This window comes from Gilvimarinus polysaccharolyticus (genome assembly GCF_001187555.1).
GTDB classification, from domain to species: Bacteria; Pseudomonadota; Gammaproteobacteria; order Pseudomonadales; family Cellvibrionaceae; genus Gilvimarinus; species Gilvimarinus polysaccharolyticus.
On the sequence record NZ_LFIJ01000001.1, the window covers coordinates 1,048,325 to 1,070,977 of the forward strand.

17 protein-coding genes are annotated in these 22,653 nt (G+C 49.3%); 16 read left to right on the plus strand and 1 reads right to left on the minus strand.

The window, feature by feature from the left end; all coding sequences use genetic code 11:
• Positions 1-73: 73 nt before the first annotated feature.
• The 16 genes from smc (at position 74) to GILYN3_RS04470 (ending at position 20,666) form a co-directional block, all read left to right on the plus strand.
• Positions 74-3,583 carry a chromosome segregation protein SMC gene (smc, locus tag GILYN3_RS04385; RefSeq protein WP_049721719.1) on the plus strand — a complete coding sequence of 1,170 codons (3,510 nt, stop codon included), beginning with the start codon at positions 74-76 and terminating at the stop codon, positions 3,581-3,583.
• A gap of 44 nt (positions 3,584-3,627) precedes the next feature.
• Positions 3,628-4,575, plus strand: coding sequence for a cell division protein ZipA (gene zipA / locus GILYN3_RS04390; protein WP_049721720.1), 948 nt, complete (start codon positions 3,628-3,630; stop codon positions 4,573-4,575).
• A gap of 70 nt (positions 4,576-4,645) precedes the next feature.
• Positions 4,646-6,700 (plus strand): NAD-dependent DNA ligase LigA, encoded by a 2,055-nt coding sequence (gene ligA / locus GILYN3_RS04395; RefSeq protein WP_049721721.1) that lies wholly within the window; start codon positions 4,646-4,648, stop codon positions 6,698-6,700.
• A gap of 74 nt (positions 6,701-6,774) precedes the next feature.
• Positions 6,775-7,200, plus strand: coding sequence for a hypothetical protein (locus GILYN3_RS04400; protein ID WP_049721722.1), 426 nt, complete (start codon positions 6,775-6,777; stop codon positions 7,198-7,200).
• A gap of 77 nt (positions 7,201-7,277) precedes the next feature.
• Positions 7,278-8,261, plus strand: coding sequence for a porphobilinogen synthase (hemB, locus tag GILYN3_RS04405; protein ID WP_198147280.1), 984 nt, complete (start codon positions 7,278-7,280; stop codon positions 8,259-8,261).
• Positions 8,254-8,556 carry a DUF3012 domain-containing protein gene (locus tag GILYN3_RS04410; RefSeq protein ID WP_049721723.1) on the plus strand — a complete coding sequence of 101 codons (303 nt, stop codon included), beginning with the start codon at positions 8,254-8,256 and terminating at the stop codon, positions 8,554-8,556. The genes hemB and GILYN3_RS04410 overlap by 8 nt, the downstream gene beginning before the upstream one ends.
• On the plus strand, positions 8,531-10,015 hold the full coding sequence (locus GILYN3_RS04415; protein ID WP_157484853.1) for a Wadjet anti-phage system protein JetA family protein: 1,485 nt from the start codon (positions 8,531-8,533) through the stop codon (positions 10,013-10,015). Before GILYN3_RS04410 ends, GILYN3_RS04415 begins: the two co-directional genes overlap by 26 nt.
• Positions 10,012-10,731, plus strand: a complete 720-nt coding sequence (locus GILYN3_RS04420) for a DUF4194 domain-containing protein (protein ID WP_049721725.1) — start codon at positions 10,012-10,014, stop codon at positions 10,729-10,731. Before GILYN3_RS04415 ends, GILYN3_RS04420 begins: the two co-directional genes overlap by 4 nt.
• Before the next feature lie 2 nt (positions 10,732-10,733).
• Positions 10,734-14,348, plus strand: a complete 3,615-nt coding sequence (locus GILYN3_RS04425) for an ATP-binding protein (protein WP_049721726.1) — start codon at positions 10,734-10,736, stop codon at positions 14,346-14,348.
• A gap of 29 nt (positions 14,349-14,377) precedes the next feature.
• Entirely contained in the window at positions 14,378-15,244 is an 867-nt protein-coding gene (locus GILYN3_RS04430) for an ion transporter (RefSeq protein ID WP_049721727.1), read from the plus strand.
• Between the two features lie 24 nt (positions 15,245-15,268).
• Positions 15,269-16,120: an ATP-binding protein gene (locus tag GILYN3_RS04435; RefSeq protein ID WP_049721728.1), complete on the plus strand. Its 852-nt coding sequence runs from the start codon at positions 15,269-15,271 to the stop codon at positions 16,118-16,120.
• Positions 16,121-16,777: 657 nt separating this feature from the next.
• Complete coding sequence (locus tag GILYN3_RS04445) at positions 16,778-17,020, plus strand: hypothetical protein (RefSeq protein ID WP_049721729.1); 243 nt, start codon at positions 16,778-16,780, stop codon at positions 17,018-17,020.
• Positions 17,021-17,129: 109 nt separating this feature from the next.
• Positions 17,130-17,777 carry a hypothetical protein gene (locus tag GILYN3_RS04450; RefSeq protein WP_049722560.1) on the plus strand — a complete coding sequence of 216 codons (648 nt, stop codon included), beginning with the start codon at positions 17,130-17,132 and terminating at the stop codon, positions 17,775-17,777.
• Between the two features lie 898 nt (positions 17,778-18,675).
• The gene (locus tag GILYN3_RS04460; RefSeq protein WP_049721731.1) at positions 18,676-19,191 is read left to right on the plus strand and encodes a hypothetical protein; all 516 of its coding nucleotides are present in this window, start codon (positions 18,676-18,678) and stop codon (positions 19,189-19,191) included.
• Positions 19,192-19,944, plus strand: coding sequence for a hypothetical protein (locus GILYN3_RS04465; RefSeq protein WP_049721732.1), 753 nt, complete (start codon positions 19,192-19,194; stop codon positions 19,942-19,944).
• Between the two features lie 44 nt (positions 19,945-19,988).
• The gene (locus GILYN3_RS04470) at positions 19,989-20,666 is read left to right on the plus strand and encodes a hypothetical protein (RefSeq protein ID WP_049721733.1); all 678 of its coding nucleotides are present in this window, start codon (positions 19,989-19,991) and stop codon (positions 20,664-20,666) included.
• A gap of 418 nt (positions 20,667-21,084) precedes the next feature.
• On the opposite strand, the gene tnpC is transcribed toward GILYN3_RS04470, so the two are convergent.
• Complete coding sequence (gene tnpC, locus GILYN3_RS04480) at positions 21,085-22,635, minus strand: IS66 family transposase (RefSeq protein WP_049721473.1); 1,551 nt, start codon at positions 22,633-22,635, stop codon at positions 21,085-21,087.
• Positions 22,636-22,653 lie beyond the last annotated feature (18 nt).

Consider the following 22,653-nt stretch of genomic DNA (forward strand, 5'->3'; position numbering starts at 1 on the left):
GCTTGCCCATTCAATAAGTTTTGCAACGCTGCCAATACTCGCCCCGAGCGAAGATAACGAGTGATAAGGACCTATGCGGTTAAAATGTATTAAATTGGCGGGTTTTAAATCATTCGTCGACCCGACAACCGTCAACTTCCCGAGTAACCTTGGCGCCGTTGTAGGCCCCAATGGCTGCGGAAAATCCAACATTATCGATGCCGTGCGCTGGGTGATGGGGGAGTCATCTGCTAAAAACCTGCGCGGCGAGTCGATGACCGACGTTATTTTTAACGGCTCCGGTGGGCGTAAACCCGTAGGGCAGGCCTCTATCGAGTTGGTGTTTGACAACAGTGATGGCACATTGCTGGGTGAGTACGCGGCTTTTAGCGAAATCTCGATCAAACGTAAAGTCAGCCGTGATGCGCAAAACAATTACTACCTAAATGGCACCAAATGCCGCCGTCGTGATATTACCGATATCTTTCTAGGCACCGGTCTTGGGCCGCGCAGCTACGCAATTATTGAGCAAGGCATGATCTCGCGCCTGATCGAAGCGAAACCCGAAGAGCTGCGAGTCTACATAGAAGAAGCGGCCGGCATCTCTAAGTACAAAGAGCGTCGTCGCGATACCGAAAACCGTATGCGCCGCACCACCGAGAACCTTGAGCGTTTAACCGATATCCGCGACGAGCTAGAGCGCCAACTGTCGCGCCTAGAGCGCCAGGCGCAGGCCGCCGAGAAATATACCGAGTATAAAAAGCTAGAGCGTGAGCTTAAAGCCCAAGTGCAAGCCATTAAATACCGTGATTTAGATCGGCAGGCCGGCGGTAAACAGCAGGCGATTCGCGAGCTAGAGCTGCGCATGGAATCGTTTGTGACCGAGCAGGTCAACAAAGACACCACCATCGAGAAATGCCGTACCCAGCAGGCCGAGTTAAGCGATACATTTAACGAAGTGCAGGGGCGTTTCTACGCTATTGGCGCCGATATCGCGCGCATCGAACAAAGCATTAAGCACGCCGAAGAGCGCAACCGACAGCTGCAAACCGATATTGAGCGCACCGAGCGGGAAAATAGCGAAGCTCAGGATCGTTTGCGTACCGACACCGAAAAAGCCGAGCAGTGGCAAGAAGAGCTACTGGAGATTGAGCCTGAGCTAGAGCTGGTGCAAGCCGCCGAAGAGTCATCGGGTGACATCCTGGCCGAAGCCGAAGAACAAATGCAAGCCTGGCAGAGTGAGTGGGACGACTTTAACCTACGCGCCGCCGCCCCGCGTCAACGAGCCGAAGTTCAGCAATCTCGTATTCAGCATCTAGAGCAAGTGCAGCAGCGCTTGTTAATGCGTGTTGAAAAGCTCAACGAAGAAAAACGTGGCCTAGCCGATAACAGTGTCGATGACAGTGAGATCGAGCAGTTGCGCGAACAACTGGCCGAGCTTGAAATGCTGATGGACGAGCAACGCGAGCGAGTAGAGGGCTATGCCGATAAGCTCGAACTGTTGCGCAGTGATGGCCAACGCTTTAGTGAAGAGCTAGACGCTAAGCGTAGCGAACTGCAAAGCATGCGCGGCCGGCACGCCTCGCTGGATGCCTTGCAACAAGCCGCGCTGGGCGAAAAAAATAAAGCCGTTACCGGTTGGCTTGAAGCGCGTGGCCTAAGTTCTGCACCGCGCTTGGCCGAAGACGTTCAGGTAAGTGACGGCTGGGATACCGCCCTTGAGACCGTGTTGGGTAATACCCTGCAAGCTGTTTGTGTCGATGGTATTGATGGCACCGCCGAATTTATTGCCGAGCTTGCCCAGGGCGAGCTGGTACTGCTTGACCGCAAAGCAAAAACCGCCGCCAGCGGTGATACCCATACCACCTTAGCAAGCCATGTATCGGCCAGCTGGGATGTCGCCGGTTTGCTAAGCGGCATTTATGTGGCTGATGATCTTAGCGCGGCACTCGCAATGCGCGACTCACTAGGCGCGGCCGAGTCGGTGGTAACTCGTGATGGCGTCTGGCTCAGCCCGCACTGGCTAAAAGTTGCGCGCGACACCGATGCCAGCGCAGGGGTTATTGCCCGTCGCCAAGAGATCGAAGATCTTGATGCTGCGATTATCGAAGCCGAAGCTGCGGCTGAGCAATTGGCCAGCTCAGCGGCGGAAAATCGCGAGCAAATTAAAAACCTTGAAGGCGAACGCGAAAACAATCGACGTGAACTTGATAGCCATAATGCCAAGCACGGCGAGCTGCGCTCGAACGTTAGCGCCAAGCAGGTGCAAATTGAACAGCTTGGGATGCGCAAAACTCGGCTTGAGGCCGAAGTGCGCGAAGCTCGCGAGCAAATGGATCAAGAGGTTGAGCAATTAGCCGAGGCTCGCGTTATTTTAAGTGACGCCATTGGCGCCATGGAGCAAGACACCGATGAGCGCGAAGCGCTGCTGGCACGACGCGATGCGATTCGGGCAAAACTCGATGGCGCGCGGCAAAAAGCGCGGCACGATAAAGACAAAGCGCACGAATTACAAATGCGCGCCGCATCGCTTAATACTCAAATTGACAGCATTAAACTGAGTATTGCCCGTTTACATGAGCAAGCCGAAACGCTTAACGAGCGGCGCGAATTGCTGGCCGAGTCACTGAGTGAAAATCGCGACCCGGCCGAAGAAAATAAAATGGAGTTAGAGTCTGCGCTGGCCAAGCGTATTACTGTCGAGCAAGAGCTTACAGAGTCTCGTCGCTCGTTAGAAGCTGTTGAACACGAGCTGCGCGAAGCCGAACAGTCACGCAACAAAGCCGATCAAGAAGTTCAAGCTGTACGCAGCCACTTAGAGCAAGAGCGTTTAGCCGCGCAAACGTTTGAGGTGCAACGCAAAGGTTTGGCCGAGCAATTGGCCGAAGACAGTTTTGACTTACAAACACTGCTGGACAACTTGGCTGACGATGCAGAGCGAGGGCCGCTGGAGGCCGAGCTTGAACAGTTAGCGGCCCGTATTAGTCGCTTAGGAGCCATTAACCTTGCGGCAATCGACGAATATAAAACCGAGTCCGAGCGTAAAAATTATTTAGACACGCAACACGAAGATTTAATGGAAGCACTTGAAACATTAGAAAATGCCATTAAAAAAATCGATCGCGAAACCCGCACTCGTTTTAAAGAAACATTTGATAAAGTTAACACAAGCCTACAAGAGCTTTTCCCTAAAGTGTTTGGCGGCGGCCATGCCTATCTAGAATTAACCGGTGAAGATATGCTCGACACCGGTATTGCTATTATGGCGCGGCCACCGGGCAAACGTAACAGCACCATTCACCTGCTTAGCGGTGGCGAAAAAGCACTGACGGCTATCGCCTTAGTGTTCTCGATTTTCCGACTTAATCCGGCCCCGTTTTGTATGTTGGATGAAGTTGATGCGCCGCTGGATGATGCCAACGTGGGTCGTTATGCCCGCATGGTTGAAGAAATGTCAGAGCACGTACAGTTTATCTACATCACCCACAACAAAATCGCCATGGAAATGGCGCATCAGTTGCTTGGTGTCACTATGCACGAGCCTGGCGTTTCACGTTTGGTTACCGTCGATGTAGAAGAAGCTGCCGAGCTTGCCGCCATTTAGGGCAGGGCGAATGTCACTGAGTCGAATTTAAGTGGATAGATAATATGGAAACCTGGTTAACGATTATTGTCGTTTTATTGATCGTCGGCATCTTACTGGATGGCTGGCGCCGTATGCGTACATCGCGGCGTGATGCTATTCGAGTATCAAAGCGAGTAAAACGTTTTGATACTGCAAATACGGCGGAATCATTTGATGAACCTTTTACCAGCGAATTGCCCAATGGCGGCGCACGTATCGCCCCACGAGGTGAACGCGATACAGATGGGGATGATGCAAGGCCTTCATCGGTTCGAGTAAAACACAGTATTCCTCAGCAAGTGACTTTAAATTTAGATGAGTCGGTACCGATGCTAATGGAATCGGTAGATGATGATTCTAGCAGTGCATCTCAACCGGCTGGGGACGAGCTGCAAGACACCCGAGTTGAACCTAACTTTGGTGAGCTGGATGGCTCAAGCCACCAAGATAACTATCAAGATGAAGATGTACACGCTGATATTGGCGACGAGCCGAGCTTAAGTGATCATGACGATTCTGATCTTGGCTCAGAGCAGCCCGACGAAGTTATTATTATTAATGTTATGGCCCCAGAAGGGCATAATTTTTCAGGGGCCGCATTACTTGATGTATTGCTGCAAAGCGGTATGCGTTTTGGGGACATGAATATATTTCATCGCCATGCCCACGAAACAGGCGAGGGCCCAGTGCTGTTTAGCTTGGCTAATATGGTAAAACCCGGTGTGTTCGACTTAGAGAATATGGCCAGTTTTTACACCCCTGGGGTAAGCTTGTTTATGACGCTGCCAATGCGCCCTGACAGTTTAAAATCATTTGATCTGATGCGTGATGTAGCCCAGGCACTTACCGCTGAGCTGGGCGGCGAGCTGAAAGACGAAAACCGCAGTGTCATGACCCGCCAAACTATGGAGCATTGCCGTCAGCGTATTGCCGATTACGAGCGCAAACGTTTATCTCGGGCTGGTAGTTAGTTCGGATTACACAGCCTAACGGCAACTTCGAATCACCCCCCGATAACCATTTTAATCAGGTGAGTTAACTTTGGCCCCAAAAAGCTCCGACTCGGTCATTGCCGATATTAATTGGTTGCGTGACGAGATCAATCGGTTTAATTACCAGTATTATGTACTCGATGATCCGAGCGTTCCGGATGCCGAGTACGATCGCTTATTTAATCAGCTTAAAGCGATTGAATCTGAGCAGCCCAGTTTAATTACCCCAGACTCACCCACTCAGCGTGTCGGCGCTATGCCGCTTGCCGCTTTTAAAACGGTCGCCCATGAAAAACCCATGCTGTCGCTCGATAACGCCTTTGCCGATGACGATTTAATCGCCTTTGATAAACGTTTAAAAGATCGTCTAGAGCACGCCGGTGACATTGAGTATGCCTGCGAGCCAAAGCTTGATGGTATAGCGATTAGTTTATTGTATGAAGATGGCTTGTTGGTGAGGGCATTAACCCGCGGTGATGGCCTAAATGGCGAAGATATCACGGCCAATGTGCGTACCATTAAAACCGTACCACTAAAACTATATGGCGATGATTATCCGCAGCGGCTTGAAGTGCGCGGCGAGATATTTATGCCTAAAGCCGGTTTTGCCGCACTGAACGATGCAGCGCGCGCCGCCGATGAAAAGATATTTGTAAATCCGCGCAACGCGGCCGCCGGCAGCCTGCGGCAATTGGACTCGCGTATCACCGCCAAGCGTCCATTACAGCTGTGTGCTTATAGCGTAGGTATACACGAAGGGCAGGCGTTGCCGGCAAAACATACCGATATTTTGTTGAGCTTAAAGCGTTGGGGCTTTGCTCCTAACGATCAACTCCAAGTGGCCAGCTCTATAGCGCAGTGCATTGCCTACCACCAGCGCCTGGGAGATGCGCGCGACAGCCTAGATTACGATATCGATGGGGTTGTGTTTAAAGTTAATAATATTAACCAGCAGGAAGAGCTGGGGTTTGTCTCGCGCGCACCGCGTTGGGCCATCGCGTATAAGTTTCCAGCACAAGAAGAGCTCACCACACTCGAGGCGGTCGAGTTTCAGGTTGGACGCACCGGCTCAATAACCCCGGTGGCGCGCTTAGCTCCCGTTTTTGTCGGCGGGGTAACTGTATCCAATGCAACGCTGCACAATCGTGACGAGATCGCGCGACTGGATGTGCGTGTTGGCGATACCGTTATTGTGCGCCGCGCTGGAGATGTGATTCCACAAATCGTCGCCGTGGTAAAAGATCGTCGGCCAGTCGATGCTGCCGAAATTATTTTCCCAGCGCAATGTCCCGCCTGCGGCTCGCCCGCCACCGAGGTGCCGGGCGAAGCTGCTATTCGCTGTGAGGGTGGGTTAATTTGTCCCGCGCAACGCAAAGAGGCTATCTGTCATTTTGTCTCGCGCAAAGCATTAGATGTCGATGGCTTAGGCGACAAACTAGTTGAACAGTTAGTCGATAAATCGCTGATTACCACCGTGGCCGATTTATTCACGTTAACTCGCGAGCAGCTGGCAGAGCTCCCTCGCATGGGTGAAAAATCGGCCGACAATGTCTTGGCCGCCTTAAATGCCAGCAAACAAACCAGCTTGGCGCGTTTTATTTATGCGTTGGGTATTCGTGAAGTAGGCGAAGCTACTGCCCGTAATTTAGCGGGCCACTTTGGCCAGCTAGATGCATTGGCGCAGGCTGATGAGGAAGTTTTGCAGCAAGTTGACGATGTCGGCCCGGTTGTGGCGCATTTTATTCGCGACTTTTTTATTGCACAGGAAAATATAGATATTGTTAATCGCTTGCGCGAGCTGGGTGTACACTGGCCCGAGCAAGAAATCAGCGCAAGCGATAAGCCGCAACCGCTCGCAGAGCAAACCGTGGTAATTACGGGTACTCTGGAAAGTATGAGCCGCGATCAAGCCGGCGAAAAACTGCGGGCGTTAGGCGCAAAAGTTGCCGGTAGTGTGTCTAAAAAAACCAGTTTTATTGTCGCAGGCCCTGGGGCCGGCTCTAAGCTTACTAAAGCCGAGGCGCTGGGTGTAAAAGTGCTCAACGAGGCGGACATGCAAGCCTTGTTGGCAGAGCACGCTGCCACTAACAATAACTCAGACTAAGTGCTGATAATACTTGGTCAAGTAAACATACCGGCACCAAATAGCGTGCATTCGCGCATCATTGGATAGACATTATGGATCAAGAATCGATTGTCTACGGTTGTATTAAAGACAGCATCCAAGGTGTTGGCTATGCTGATCGGCTACGTGCTAATCGCGATGCGATGCTGACGTTACCGCGTGCCGATAGCTGGCCTTTTTTGTGTCAGGAAATGTTTGCCATTCCGGAACTGGGTGGGTTAACCCGTAACTACCAAACCGAGGTTATGCACTTTGGTGCCTCATACAAAGCCGTAGAGTACGAGTGGAGCCAATGGATCGAACAGTTTGAGGCCTTGCTGAGCAAAATGTACTGGGTATCGGCCACCGTTCACCTAGAGACCGAGTTGTGTGGTTCGCACACTTTTACTTGGGAAAGTAACCGTAATTATCACACTCCAGGCTCGGGCGATATGAATGTACAGTGCCAGTGGAGTCGCGAAAGTTCGCTTGGTAATTAACACTAGCAGGCAGTAATTACCCAACCGACACAGACCCTCGATACCATCATCGATCATATTTTTAAGGTTAGCTGAACATGATGCAAGCACCAAATTTCCGTTTTCGTCGTTTACGTCGCACCAATAATTTACGCCGTATGGTGCGCGAGACTGAGCTCAGCTGTGCTGATTTTATCTTGCCAATATTTGTCGAAGAAGGCATAACCGAGCCGGTTACCATTGCCAGCATGCCCGGCGTGGTGCGTTACCCTGAGTCGCAATTGGCCGGCGTCGTACAGCGCGCTGCCAGTGCAGGTATTCCAGCGGTTTTATTGTTTGGTGTATCGCAACACAAAGATGCGCTAGGCAGCGACACGTTTGCCGACGATGGCTTGTTGGCGCGCATGATTAAAGTCGCTAAAGCCGCCGCCCCCGAGATAACCGTTATTAGTGATAATTGTTTTTGCGAATACACCGATCACGGTCACTGCGGTGTGGTTTGTGGAGACGATGTTGATAACGATGCAACCTTAGTCAACCTGCAACGCCAAGCTCTGGTTTGTGCCCGAGCCGGGGTCGACATGTTGGCTCCGTCGGGCATGCAAGATGGCATGATAGCCGCCTTGCGCGAAGCACTCGATGCTGCGGGTTTTACCCATATACCCATCATGTCTTACTCCACCAAATTTGCCTCGGCTTTTTATGGCCCGTTTCGCGATGCGGTAGACAGTACTTTTAAAGGCACCCGTAATACCTATCAAATGGATCCTGCCAATGCCCGCGAAGCATTGGCCGAATCGCTGCAAGATGAGGCCGAAGGCGCCGATATATTAATGGTCAAACCTGCCTTGGCTTACTTGGATATTGTTAATCAAATTGCCAATCACAGTGAGCGGCCGCTCGCGGTTTACCATGTCAGTGGTGAATACGCCATGATAAAAGCCGGTGCTGCCGCCGGCGTGATTGATGAAAAAGCTATTGTGCTAGAGACCATGCTGTCTTTTAAACGCGCAGGCGCCAACTTAATTATTACTTATTACGCCGAGCAAATTGCCCAATGGCTGGATGAAGCGCATGTCTAAATCGTTAATTATTTCACTGCTTTCTATCATGATAGGCCTTGTTACTATTGCGGTTGGGCTTTATGTTTTAAGTACCACGCCGGCACCAGCGCCAGCCCCAGAAACCGGTGCGTCAAACGACCCTTTTTTGATGGTTCCCCAGCGGCAAACTACCGATGCGACGGGCCAAGATGTTCCTAGTCTTGAGGCTACCCCAGGCTCAGAGCCTTGGTGCGAACAATTAATGTTGCTGCCAGATGATCGCTGGACCGACCAAGACGCACGCCTGTTTGCTCAGCACTGCGTGTATCAATAACGCTATGTTCTTCCGCGACTCTCAAACACACTTTTTTAACCCGCTAACCGGTAAGTATCGCGAGGTTGTGGTTGAGTGTCTGCGATTACTGTATCAAAAGCTTTATACCGACTTACACGATTACCAAAGTTTGCTTGATCGCCACAATATTGTGGCCGTATTTATGGAGGCGATTGCCCGTAATCCGGTGGTGTTTGATGATGACGATCGTGACGGCGAAGGACGCTTTAAAAATCAGCGAGAATTGGCCGGTTTTATTCTTAATAAATTATTAGAGTTTGGCTGGCTAGAGTGTCAGGTCGACAGTGCCACGCTAACCAGTCATTACGCGTTTACCCGTACTGGTCGCTTATTTACTCAGCCATTGTTAGATGCCGGAAAACTGCGTCTGCATACTCGGCATCGCAATACCCGCAATGCGCGCAACAGCTTACAAGCTTTTGCCGACCGGGGGGAGTACAGTGATTTGCTCGACGCTTACGATTACTCAGAGCGTATTATTAGCGATTTTTCTGACATTATTGCCGAACTGGCCGACCAGCGCCGCGAGCTGGTGCGCGAGATGGAAAACGAGCAGTTGATTCATCGCGCATCCGATCAGTTTTTTGATTTTATGGAAAAGCGCTTTATGCCCGACTTGGCCATTAGACTGTCGGCCGATAGCGTAGAAAAACACCGCGATGCCATTGCCGGGTTAATTCACAGCATTAAAACCAAAAAATCAAAAACCTTTTTGGCCGATGCCGAGCGCGAGCTGCGCCAAGTATTGCCCCAGCTGGTGGCCGAAAACACTCAGCGCTCGGTACTTTATTATTTGCTAGAAGCTATTGAGCGACGCCTAAGAGAAGCCTGCGATACCATGTTGCCACAATTGCGCGGGGCGCTTAATAGTTTTACCCGGCGCGCCGAAACTATTATGCGGCAACTCAGCTATCTTAATAATGGCCAATCCGATGCGTTAATCAATGTCTGCCGAGATTTACGCACACACCCCAAGCTGCAAAACAATGCGCTAAATGCTCTGCAGCCGGCCTTGCAAAACTGTCAGTTGCGCTGTGTCGACCCTGGGCAAAATCAGCTGCGCCAAAGACGCCCCAACCAAACTGTATTAAGCCGCGTTGCTAAGCCGCCAAGCTTAGATCAAGCCGCCCGTAAAGAGCACTATGTTCAGCAGGTGCTTGACCAGGCGTTTGCTTTTCAGGGCGGGCAGTTACGCGATTACGTGCATAAAGCACTGTTGGATACTGGAGTGGTTAACTCCCGCTTTTTGCCGGTAAACAGCGCCCACGATTTACTTAAGTTGTGTCACGTTATTGAAGTAGCATCGGCCGACAACCTTGATAGTGATTACCATTTTAGCGTCACTGAATTAGGCCGGTTAGAGCAACAAGACGACGATTATTTAATCGAGCGAGATATCTTTGAAATTAAATTGCATCACACTACGGAGTCCGCGTGAGCGATAACCTATTTTTGGGCGAACTCAGTAAAGCACTCGAAAGTGCCAACGTTAGCTTCGAGGCATGGCGCGAACTTGTTATGCGCCTGCTCGATTACGGAGTACTGTGCCGCAACGAGAGCCAAATAGAGCAAGAGCTGTACGACCGTTTTGTCCGGCTTGAGGTTGCATTGCATGATTATTTAGCTTTGTCGGGCATTCGCTTGCAACACGATTCACGTCACGAGTTTGTCCGCGTACTGCCGCCGGGTGCCGATTTTCCCGGAATCGAGGGCGACGATCTACCTTACACCGGTATGCGCAGCAAGCTTAGTCAACACGAGATCGCATTAGCGCTGGTGTTGCGTATTGAATATGACAAAGCGTTAAGAGAAGGGCAGGTAGAAGACGGTGGCTCGGTGCTGGTACCTATGGAATCGGTAGTGCTAAGCCTTAAAAATTTATTAGGTCGCGACTTACCAGAACCCGTAGTAGAAAGACGCAAGTTACTGCGCGGTCTTAAACAATTGCGTTTAATCGATTACAACAGTGATGACGAACAAGCCGAGCCTTGGCTGCGTGTTCGCCCGCTGATTATTAACTATGTGTCAGACAGCGTGATTGATCAATTGCTGCAAGTGACATCTGACTCGATAGAATCCAAAGTGCCAACCGAGCCTGACTCTGACGTGTTAACCCCAGATGCGTCAGCCGACGCTAGCCCGAGTGAGGATTAACGGTGTTTTTACGAGAATTTTTTTACGTTAATTGGGGCAATATTCCCAACCGCCGCCTTAGCTTTGACAAAATTAATTTGTTCTCTGGCGGCAATGGCTCGGGTAAAACTACCGCCGCCGATGCGATTCAAACCTTAATGACCGCCGCTCACGACGGCTTGTTTCATTTTAACCCAGGCCAAGACGAGAGTACTCAGCGCGGGCGCGGCGGCAAAACCGTGCGCACTCTGGCCTCGTATGTGTTGGGCTGTGATGATGGCAGTTATGCTCGCCCCGAAGGCGCTGATGGTTATTTAGCTGGCTTGTTTCATCCAACCCCCGGCGAGAGCGGTACACCTTTTGTCGCGCTAATCGGTGTGCGAGCACTGCTTGATCGCGCCGGTAATCAAGCGGTTGCACGACAGCGAGATATTGAATTTTTTATTATCAACACTGCCAGCTTTAGTTTGTCTGAGCTGGAAAAAGCCGATGGCGATGAATTGCGTGTACTGCCGTTGGATGTTGCCTACACTCGTTTGCGACAAAGTTTTGGCGCCGACAAAGTCGAGCGCTATGAGCGCAAGGGCGCTTACTTGGCTCGGCTGTACGGTGCTTTACGGGGCAAGCCCGATGCGGTGTCCGACCGTGAGGCGCGCCGTGCCGCTCAGGCCTTCTCGCGTTTTATGGCGTATAAGCCGGTATCCAGTATCGATCAATTTGTCTCGAGTGAAATTCTTGAGGCGCGCGATCTTGGTCGCGCCATTGGCGACGTGTCCAGCATGCTAAAACGCATTCACGCCATGGAAGCCGATGCCAAATCGTTGCGTGAGCGCATCGGTTTAATTGGCACGGCACGGCAGTCGGCCGATTTGTTTGTCGATACGTGGCTACAGCAACAGCAGCTTGCTTATCAAGCGGCGCGTGCCAGTTATCTTTACGCGCAGCGCGATTACGTTAAAGCAAAAGATGAGCAACAGCTGCAGCGCACAGAGCTTGGCCAGTGTGAGACGAAACGAATCCAGTTACAAACCCGGCGCGAAGAAGTCAGGCAGCACAGCATTGAGCTGGAAGGTCGCCGGCAGGGCGTAGCGGCGCTGCGCGATAAAGACACGCTGGAGCGCGAGATAACTACCGGTCAGCGGCAATTAGCCGAGCTTGCAGGGCATCTCGGCGAGGCCGATCAACAATTAAAACGTAACGCTCGCGGGCTGGATACCTTAGTGCGCCTTACGCAACGCAGTTCACTGGTGCTAGAGATTCCACAATTAGGCGAGAAAGATCGCATCGCCGACATACGCACGATTATTGAACTGACGGACAATTTGATAGAGCTGCCAAGGCTGCTAAATCACGACTGGATAGACAGCGCACCATTAGAGCAGCAAGTTAAAGCGGCGCAAACACTGCAAACACTTAGCGACAAAGTATTAGAGCCGTTGGGACGCGAAGGTGTATTGGCCGAGCGCATTAGCGAGTTGCTGTTTAACCGCACCCGTGAGGCGCAGCGCAACAAACAAAAGTTAGAGCAGCTACAGGCCGAGGTAGATGCGTTACAAAGTGCGCAAGTGCGTTACCCGCGCTATGTATCGAGCGCGTTAAAAGCGATTAACCAACAATACCCCGATGCCGACGCTCGTGTCTTGTGCGATCACGTAGAGATATTAGAGCCCGCGTGGCAAAGCGCCATAGAAGGTTACATAGGCGGCGCTCGGTTTGGTATTTTGGTCAACCCTGATTACGAAGCCCGCGCGATCAAGCTGGTGCGTCAATTACCTAAAAGCGAAGGCCGCGCCCGAGTGATTCAAGGCAACAAAGCGCGCGAAGATGTCAACAAAACCGAGCCTAATACCGACTCTATTGTTGCCTTAATGAGCTTTAGTCACGCAACCGCCGAAGCCTACCTGCGGGCCAGCTATGAGTCGGTACGTTGCGTAGACGACGCCGAGCAGTTGCGCAACACTCGCCGAGGCCTTACTGCCGATGGCATGGCGTCGGGTAATTACGCGATGTTTCGCTGCGATATGGCCGACGCCGATTTGGTTTTTGGTCAAAGTGCACGGGAGCGGGCGCTACTGGCAAAACGTGAGGCGCTGGTTAATTTAAACGCCGAGTGGCGCGCTACATCAGATCAGCTGGCCGAATTAAAACAGTTGGCCGATGCGGTTAAACAGCTGGCACCTACGCCCTACGGCAACGCGCTTACCGAGCTTGCGGCGCAACAACAACGTATTGCCGAGCTGGAACAAACGCTCGCCGAGCTGGATTTAACCGAGTTTTCCGACTTAGAAGACAAGCTGCAACAGTTGCGTGCCGATGAGCTTAAATTGCACAGCGAGGTGGCCGATCTGGATCGTACCCAAGGTGGTATCGAGCAGCGTTTAAAACAACTGTCGGGCGATATAAAAACACGCTCCGAGCGCCAAGAACAACTGCAAGAAGTTGCCGAACAGTGCGAGCACAACCTGCGTCAGCACGCGGGAAAGTGGCCCAGCTTTGATGTTGAACTGACGCTTGAACGGATTGACAGTGAGCTGTCTATCGATGCGGCGGCGCGCTATCGTAATGAGCACGAAGCGCTGGATAGTGAGTTGTTGGCATTACTTAACCGCTTGCAGCGCTTGGTGCTCGAGTACAACCGCGATGCCGGTAGTGATGCCATTGCCTTTGAGCCCGACTTTAATCAAGACGTTGCCAACTTTAACTTGGTGTGTGCCACGCGCGGCCAGCTAGACAGCTTACACAATAAGTTAAATAACAATATTCTGGCCAACAAAAGTGATGAGTTGTCGCGTTTGCGAGCCAGTTTTAACCATACCTTTGTCAGCCATTTGTGCCATTCCATCTATCAGGCAGTAGAGGAGGGCGGCCGCAGCCTGGAGGTGCTAAATAAAGAGTTAGAGCAACATCGCTTTGGTGCCGATCGCGAGCGCTTTTACTTTGGCTGGGATTGGGTGGCCGAGTATCACGATTACTGGCAGTTTTTTAAAGCGGTTATGCACAACCCCGGTATGGAAGAGAGCGAGGGATTGTTTTCAGACCAGCTGAGCGCTAAACACCGTAAAGTACGCGACCATTTGATGGCCATGCTATTAGATGACGATCGCGAGCGTGCCGAACGAGAGCTTGCCCGTATTACCGATTACCGCCACTACCGGCGCTATGAAATTTACAAGCAGCCCGAAGGCAAAGAGCCTATTGCCTTATCCCGTTATGGTACCGGCTCTGGCGGGCAGCTAGAAACACCGGCTTATATTATCCGCGCTGCGGCCATTACCTCGGCGTTTAGATTTACCGAAGGAGACACGCACTTGCGCATGGTGCTGGTCGACGAGGCTTTCTCTAAAATGGACGAGCATCGCTCGCGCGAGGTTATTCGCTATTTAACCGAAGCGCTGGGCTTGCAGTTACTGTTTATTATGCCCACCAGTAAGTCTGGGCCGTTTATGGATATTATTACCCACCAAACCGTATTCACTAAATGTGCTACCACCGATTATATTGGCGAGCTTAAAAGCCGAGTATTGGTAGATAGCCAAAAGTTTAATAGCGAAAAGGTCGGTAAATTATGGGCCGAGCACCGCGCTGAGGTAAGCCATCAGGCGACCTTGGATTTTATGGCCGAGTTTGTTGAGCAATAACCTAATCACATTAAATTGAATATATTATTATGAGCGAACTGATTCCTGTAGGTGTACCCGCCGCTGGCGACTCTTGGCAGGCGCGTTTTAATCGTTTGCGCAGCAACAAAGCCTTTGAGTTGTTTGTTGTGGCGATTATTGTTTTTTCGGCACTGGTGATTGGCGCTAAAACTTACGATATACCACCGTTGGCGAGCAAGATTATAGTCGCACTAGATTGGGCGATTACGCTGTTCTTTTTGTTAGAGGTAAGCGTTAGGTTTTGGGGCGAGCCACGCAAGCGAGACTTTTTTAAATCCGGCTGGAATATCTTTGATACTGTAATTGTTGTGGTTAGCTTAATACCCATCGATAACAGCGATATGGCGTTAGTGGGCCGTTTGATTCGAGTGTTCCGGGTACTGCGGATGGTGTCTATTATCCCAGAGTTACGCATCTTACTAAGCTCGTTGCTTAAAGCCTTGCCACAGTTGGGTTATGTCGCTTTGCTAATGTTTATTATTTTTTATATTTATGGCGCCGTTGGCAGCTTGTTCTTTTCTGCCATAAATGAGGTGCTATGGGGCGATATCGCCATTAGCATGCTTACCTTGTTTCGGGTGATGACATTCGAAGATTGGACCGATGTTATGTACGAGACCATGGAGGTCTACCCGTTAAGTTGGATGTTTTATGTAAGTTTTATATTTCTTACTGCGTTTGCCTTTTTAAATATGATTATCGGTATCGTAGTCAATGTTATCGAAAAAGAAAATCAAGCGCGCTTAATAGAAGAGGAGGGCGTTCAGCCCGCCCGCTCCGATCTGGAGTCACAGTTAACGCAACTGCAAAAGTCGGTAGATTTATTGCTTAAACAGCAAAATACCGAGCAGAAAAACACCAACCATCAAAATTAATTATCTTTAAGCTGGAGTCAGTAAATGACTGATTGGAGCCACCTATTAACACGAGTCGATTCTCTTATCGACCGTTTAGAGCAATTTCTACCCGCCGCACGGCCTAACACTGACTGGAGCGCCCCGGCTTTTTATTGGCGCAATGGTGCCAGTGGCGGTTACTTAGAAAGCGTTAACAATCCGCACCATATTGCCTTAGATGCACTGCAAAATATCGATCAACAAAAAAATGCGGTACTGCGTAATACCGCCCAGTTTGCAGCCGGTAAGCCGGCCAATAACGTCTTGCTAACCGGCTCCCGTGGCACAGGTAAATCCACCTTAATTAAGGCCTGTTGGTATCAGTTTAAAGACAGCGTCAAGCTAATTGAAATTGACAAGCCAGACTTGTCCAGCTTAGGGGAGCTGCTGCAACAAATATCTGATCGGCCAGAACGTTTTATTATTTACTGTGACGACTTATCGTTTGAAGAGGGTGATCATCACTACAAAGCGCTTAAGTCGGCGCTGGATGGCTCGATTCGAGCCCCAGGTGAGAACATCTTATTTTACGCCACCAGTAATCGGCGTCATTTGCTGCCGCAAAAAATGAGTGAAAACCTTGAAACGACTCAAACTAACGGTGAGATCCGCCCCGGTGACAGTATCGAAGAAAAAATCTCCCTCGCCGAACGCTTTGGCTTATGGTTAAGTTTTTACCCTTTTAGCCAAGATGAGTATCTGGCGGCAGCGCGTTTTTGGGTTGAAGATATGGGCGGCAGCTGGGATGACGATATGCGTACCGCCGCACTCCGTTGGAATATGAGCCGTGGCTCGCGCAGTGGGCGGGTTGCATGGCAGTTTGCGAGGGATACGATTGGGGCGATGGGTTTATAAGCCTGTATCGTCGGGCGTGGCGAGTTACTTCTTGTGATGCGGCAAGAGGGCTGGCGATACAGGAGCAGTAGCCGCAATATGACTAACTATTAGCCCGTACACCGTTGTTCAGGGGAAACCCTTGAACAACGCGGCCTTAAAACCCGCAAGCAACAATATATTAAATAACAATTTCAATGGGTTAGCCGATACTTGCGCTTACTTCTGAAAAAGCTTACATTGCCTTTCTAATAAAATTCTGTCGCACTTTCCCCAGACAAGGAGTTGTCAAAATATGTCTATTTCTCTTTTGTTTTCAACGCCTTCCATGTCTATCCGCATCCAATCTCTACCGGGGATAGGGTGCCGGGGCAAAGTGCGACTGAGTCGCATGAATTAGCTGTTAGGTACCACAACCATGTTCACACCAGAATTCGTGAGTGAAGACCGAGGCGAGTACATTCTTATAGCTAATCACAGCCTCGAAAATTCCGAAGCAATCGAGATGAGTATTGCTTACAACCGTGGTCGGATAGCTTTTGGGGCTTCACAATTACCTTCGCATTTACAAAGCTGTCGCCTCATCTATGACATACGTGGGCAAGTGGTATCCGACAATGTGATTGACCAAATTCGTCAAGCTCTTGGTCAAGACTGTATTTTGGAGTTTAAAAGCTGATGGGGATTCAAGCAGTAGTAAAAACGGAAAACCCCAAGAGAGTTGAGTCAGTTTTTGACGAGTTTTTTGGGGGAATTGAGTTTTTTCCCCTTGAAAATGGTTTCTTCGGACTCTCCATCCCAACAAAAGTCGTTGATACTCTTGGTGAGAGAGCTGTTTTCGGAAAGCTCGCTACTCTGGATCACTATGAGCTTTGGTCGGGCTCTTGGCGTAAACCAAAATCAAAATGGAGGCTATGGTAAAGGTGGCACCTAACAATCGCAGGCACAGCGACGGCTTTTCCGTTGCGGCCTCGCCTTCACTACAAAGCCGCGCGTGCTGCGGGCGTTAGCTGTAATCGAGAGTGTGTACATGGAAGATAGTATTAATCCTTTTAGAAAGGCGGGAATTGCCCTCCTAATCATTGGCATAATTGATGTTGGTGTTATGGCATATTGCATAGCCAATAAAATCAGTTATTCCTCAAGCTTTAATATATTTGCGGTTGTCGCGGGAATATTCCTGATTAGAGGAGGCATCAAAACAGCTCGTGCTGTGCGCTGGTTTAGCGTTTTTCTGGCTGTGGCATTTATTGGGCTGCTTCTAGTAACACCCTTTACCACCCCGTTTGGCTTACTGCTAATCCAACTAAAACTTAATGCTCTATCAATTGTTGGCTCATTTGGCTTTGGGTTTGTACTCATTGCAGTGCTTATTTGGGTCCATCTTCAGCTATCCACCCCAGAATCTTTAAGCCTTTTGGCGCAATCGGGTTATAAAACCGGCAAGCCTAAGTCAGCCTATATTGCCGGTGGTGTGTTATTGGTTCTTGCTGTTGGGTTATCTGCAGGCCTCCTGAATGGAGAGTCAGCGCAAAAGGCGAAAGAACTTGCCCAAGAACAACTTGGTCCCGGCTTTCAGTACCATGTTTCTAACATGTCTACATCTGGCAATTCTGGTCGTGCATCTGTCACGGCGTACACAGATAAGGAAATACATAGTGTCCAAGTTCAGTGGTAAATCACAGCTAACAAGTGCAGGCATTGGACGCGCAAAAGTCGCGCGCCCATGCTGCAAGCGTTAAGTGTATGGCGAGATTGTGAGAAGGAGATTCAATTTTATTTACTTACCGGCCGTAATAAGCGCCACCCTACTAATTGGGCATTTGGTTGGGTACTTTTTGTTTTACAAAGCGAGGATCGGACTGTTTTCCTTACTCGCTTTACCCCCGATTTATTGGTTTTTCGTAGCGTGGGCTATTGGTTTGGTTCAAGTGGTATACGGAATTTGGCTTGCTGTCAAATCCAGAGCGTCATCGAAGCCACACGCGATATCCGGTGCATCTACGCTGACCCTATTTTTGGCATACTTAGCTCTAGGTCAGTATGGAATTTACTTTACTGTGTAGCCACTTTGTATATGAATCCGGGCCACTTAACAAGGCGCTTCTGCCGGACGAATTTTCCGCTGCGCTCCAAATTTGCCGTAGAGCGCGGCGTTATTTGCCAGATAAAACGCGGTTGGTAAACTAAGCTTAGCACAAGATTTTAATAGTGCTGTATATAAAAACAGCATAAGTGTGCTAATCAACATTAGGAAAAAATATTGGAAATTGAATTGACAGCCTATTACTCTGTTTTAGACCTTAAGACTAAGTGCCTGCCGCTGTGCAAGTCCGTGGTTTGCATCAGAGGACAGGCACTTAGTCTTAAGGTAAAGAAAGAGTCATCAATACTCCTTTCATTCCGCGTTTTCTCCAGTTCCGTTCACGGATTAATGCAGCTTCTTCGTGACCTCAGAAGCGCTTTATTTTCCGTGCCCGCAAATAACAAGGCCAAGCATTGCGACAACTTTTTCGCTACGGCTTCGCCTTCACAAAAAAGCTGCGCATGTTGGCAGCGTTATGCAATGAGAGATCATGACTGAGAGATCTTTAAAAGATAATTTGATAGTTAACTTATCCAAAGACTTTGAGGTGTTGGAAGAGGTTTGGGGTTATCACCCCATCTACGAAACTCGTCTTCGCATAGATATTTTACTTAGAGCAAAGCCGCATTTGATTGCCGAAGGGTTTACAAACGAATGGTTTGGCGTTGAATGCAAGTGGGTCGAGGGTGCTAATGGTCAAACATCTAAAACTAATAGGCTCGTATGGCAAAGTATCACATACGCGCAATCGACCTTCGAGGTTCAGGGGGAGAGTGTTAGACCTAGATTTGTTGCAGTCTTTACCCCAGATAGACTAGAACCATCTATTGAGCGACATTTAGCCGCTCTACTAGGGGTAGGTTTATACGGTTGTGTAGGAAAGCTCTATTTTTATAGAGATGGTTCGTGGGGTATAAAATTCGCTAGTATTTATGGGCGCAGTAGCCCAGAAGGCTATTATATTAAACAAAATCAACTGCCTAAACTCAGAGCTGGTAGCGTGTAAGTGCATAACAAAGCCAAGCACAATCGTGTAATGCAAAAAGCGCATTACACTGGACCTCGCTTCGCTCGGCCTGTTTTGGTGGCGTTAGATCTCTCAGGAAAATTAGGAAGTGCTATGAGCCAGAAAGCAGATGAATCAGAAGAGATAGAAGAGATAGATGAACAGATATTTCTTTCCGATATATTGGAAAATTTTATAGATAATATTGAGAGTTTAGATACATCTCTCCCGCTCATCATGATAATAATGTCATCCGTCTCTGAACAAAAAAATAAAGAACATCTCGAATTTCTTGAAGAAAATGGAAAACTAATAGAAGAAAAAGGAAGCAAGAAAAGATTTGATTTGGATCCGAAGCATTTTCAAGGGGCAAGGAAAATAAGAAAAAAGCATGAGCGAATGCGGAAATCGCTAGATCTTATACCTAGAAATTTTGTTGTCTCACTGATTAGTGAATTTGATTCATTTCTAGGAAATGTAATTAAGCATTTCTATGCTAAGAAGCCTGAATTACTAAACGCAGTAGAAAGGCAATTAACTTATGCAGATCTTATTAAATTCGATGAGCTATCTGACGCTACTGAATACATCCTGGAAAAAGAGATAGAATCAATACTCAGAAAAAGCCATGTAGAGCACTTTTCTATTCTAGAAAAAAGTTTGGTATTGATTTGCGAAAAGGGCTGCAATCATGGCCTAAATTCGTTGAAATTACAGAAAGAAGAAATCTATTTGTGCACTGTGATGGCATAATTTCATCTCAATATATCAAAGTTTGCTCAGAAAATGGAGTTAACGTGTCTAATCTTCAAGTTGGAGAAAAGCTTGATGTTGACCCCGAATATGTACGGCAAGCATTTGAAATAATCACCGAAATTGCTGTTAAGCTTACACATGTTCTTTGGCGTAAAGTTCTACCAAATGAAAGAAAAACTGCAGATACAAAAATAATAAGTTTGTCTTTTGAAATGCTGCAAGAAGAAGAATACCTGTTGGCTGCAAACATTCTAGATCTATTTGTAAATACAGTTAAAAAATTCCATAACAACGAATATAGAAGAATCGCAGTTGTTAACCTATCTATAGCTTACAAAATGTCAGGATCAATAGATAAATGCCATCGTGAACTAGCTAAACTTGATTGGGCGGATGTAGGTTATGAATTTAAGCTTGCGCATGCAGTTCTTAAAGAAGAGTTTGTAGCTGCAGCCGGATTAATGCCTAAAGTCGTAGCTACTGAAGAATTATCAGAGTTAGAATTTTTACAATGGCCATTATTTAAAGAATTCAGGGAGTCTGAGCATTTCGCCCCGACATTTCAGCAATGTTTCGATAAGGAACCTTTTGAAACGGAATCCATTAGTGTTGATACTGACGAAACTAATGCCAGTCAACCTGATAACATCAAAAATGAAGACAAGACTGATTGCTTTAATAGCGACACCGAGACGAAAGCATTGGAACTCAAAGCTTAAAGATCTAATCGGGTAGCCGGAGGTGTCTAGCCTCCAGCCCCCACAACACCCTGCATGCGGATCCGCACAGGGTGTTTCATTTGGAATAGTGAAGCTTAATCCATCCATCGCGCAACGTGTAAAGCCCCTGAGATGTTAAGTAATCATTCGATAAAGCTTGATTAATCCCCGGAGTTTTCGAGCTACGCCATGGTCCTTTGCTGGTGATCCCACAGGCAACCGCCGCTTGTACGTTAACGCCTCGACTCATCAGGTTTCTTACTTTGGTGCGTGGCTTTCGCCACTGTCGCCAGTAGGCCATGCGAACTCTTCGCCTAATCCAGTGATCTAGATCACCGCATGTCCACTGTTGAGCCTGTGTTCGGCAATATAGGCACTAATAAACGGTTAAACAGTAAGCGCCAAACCAACCACCCGGTTATGATTGGTTTAACTTGATGCTAGCGTTCCATGGCAGTAGCGCCTCGATCGACTCAACACTTTGCGCATTGGGCAGCTCTTTAAAAACCACTTTCAAGTAATCATACGGATTCAGGCCGTTGGCCTTGGCCGTTTCGATTAAGCTATAAAGATTGGCGCTGGCATTGGCACCGGCCTGGCTATTAGAGAACAACCAGTTCTTCCGCCCCACGGTAAACGGACGTATGGCATTCTCTGCCCGGTTGTTATCGATCGGGTAAGCACCGCCGTCCAGATAGCGGACAAGCCTATCCCACTGATTATGCAGGTAGAGTAATGCCTTGCCGATCGCGCTTTGCGGCGGCACATTAGGCAGGCTTTTTTCCAGCCAGGCTCGCAGTTTGTTGATGACGGGTTTCGCCTCTTGTTGCCGCCTTCGGTAGCGCTCATCTGGCGGCTGATCCTTTATGGATTTTTCTAAGGCGTACAGTTTTTGGATGAGCGCCAAGCCCTGATCGGCTTTGCCAGCTTTGCCTTTTTTCTGGACGGTTTTGGCGTCCATGAATTTGCGCCGGGCGTGAGCCCAGCACCCTAAGCGGGTGATGCGGTAGTCTGTACACGCTTTTCCATAGCCTTCGTAACCATCGACCATGATGGCACCCACACTCGCATCGAGTAAATCCAGCGGCACCGACTGACGCCGGGAGTCGGCGTAGTGGAACAGCACGGTGGGACTGGCAGCGAAGCTGCCCATCACCCACATGTAGCTTTGGCTCTCAGCGGTTTTCCCTGGCTCGTTGAGAACCTGTACGGTGGTTTCGTCCAAGTGGATGACAGGCTGCGCTAACAGCTTGTCATGCAAGAGATTAATCAGCGGCTGCACCAGCTGCCCCGAACGGATCATCCAGTTGGCAAGGTTGGTTCGGTCCAGGGCTAACCCGGCGCGTTTAAAGATCTCACTCTGGCGGTACAGTGGCAGTGCATCGCAGTATTTCTGGGTAGCCACATAAGCGAGCAGCCCTGCACTGGCGATACTTTTTTCAATGGGCTGTTTGGGTTTGGTGGCGGTGACGTGGTGCTTTTCGCAGCAAGGGCACACGTACTTCTGGCGCCGATGGACGATCACCTTGGCCTGGGCGGGGATGATATCCAGTTGCTCGTGGTCTTCAGTGCCGATAGCCTTTAGCTCGGCGCCATCGTGCGGGCACACCCGCTCGGATTCAGGCAACTCATACAACACCTCTTCACGCGGAAGGTTCGCCGGTAGGCTGACCCGTGGTTGCTTACGGCGAGTATGAGACGGGACATCAATGGTGTCTTCTTGTGTGGCTTCAGCGGGTTCGCTCGCCTCGCCTTTCTCTGCCGATTCGGCTTCATTGAACAGCCCTAGATCGAGCTGATCCTTAGAGAGCTTTTCACTGCTGGCAGAGAACTGCTTGCGTTGAAATTGTTTAATGAGTTCTTCGAGGGTGCTGATGCGACTCGCACGGCTTTTTAAAAGCGTTTCTTGTTCTTCAAGTTGCGCTTCAAGCTCTTTGATTTTGTGTTCAAGCGGTGCGATTTCTGACATGCCGCTATTTTACCAAAA

Excerpts from the sequence above, each read along its gene's own strand:
- smc (WP_049721719.1), top strand. The coding sequence starts at position 74 with ATGCGGTTAAAATGTATTAAATTGGCGGGTTTTAAATCATTCGTCGAC.
- zipA (WP_049721720.1), top strand. The coding sequence starts at position 3,628 with ATGGAAACCTGGTTAACGATTATTGTCGTTTTATTGATCGTCGGCATC.
- GILYN3_RS04400 (WP_049721722.1), top strand. The coding sequence starts at position 6,775 with ATGGATCAAGAATCGATTGTCTACGGTTGTATTAAAGACAGCATCCAA.
- hemB (WP_198147280.1), top strand. The coding sequence starts at position 7,278 with ATGATGCAAGCACCAAATTTCCGTTTTCGTCGTTTACGTCGCACCAAT.
- GILYN3_RS04410 (WP_049721723.1), top strand. The coding sequence starts at position 8,254 with ATGTCTAAATCGTTAATTATTTCACTGCTTTCTATCATGATAGGCCTT.
- GILYN3_RS04430 (WP_049721727.1), top strand. The coding sequence starts at position 14,378 with ATGAGCGAACTGATTCCTGTAGGTGTACCCGCCGCTGGCGACTCTTGG.
- GILYN3_RS04435 (WP_049721728.1), top strand. The coding sequence starts at position 15,269 with ATGACTGATTGGAGCCACCTATTAACACGAGTCGATTCTCTTATCGAC.
- GILYN3_RS04445 (WP_049721729.1), top strand. The coding sequence starts at position 16,778 with ATGGGGATTCAAGCAGTAGTAAAAACGGAAAACCCCAAGAGAGTTGAG.
- GILYN3_RS04450 (WP_049722560.1), top strand. The coding sequence starts at position 17,130 with ATGGAAGATAGTATTAATCCTTTTAGAAAGGCGGGAATTGCCCTCCTA.
- GILYN3_RS04460 (WP_049721731.1), top strand. The coding sequence starts at position 18,676 with ATGACTGAGAGATCTTTAAAAGATAATTTGATAGTTAACTTATCCAAA.
- tnpC (WP_049721473.1), bottom strand. The coding sequence starts at position 22,635 with ATGTCAGAAATCGCACCGCTTGAACACAAAATCAAAGAGCTTGAAGCG.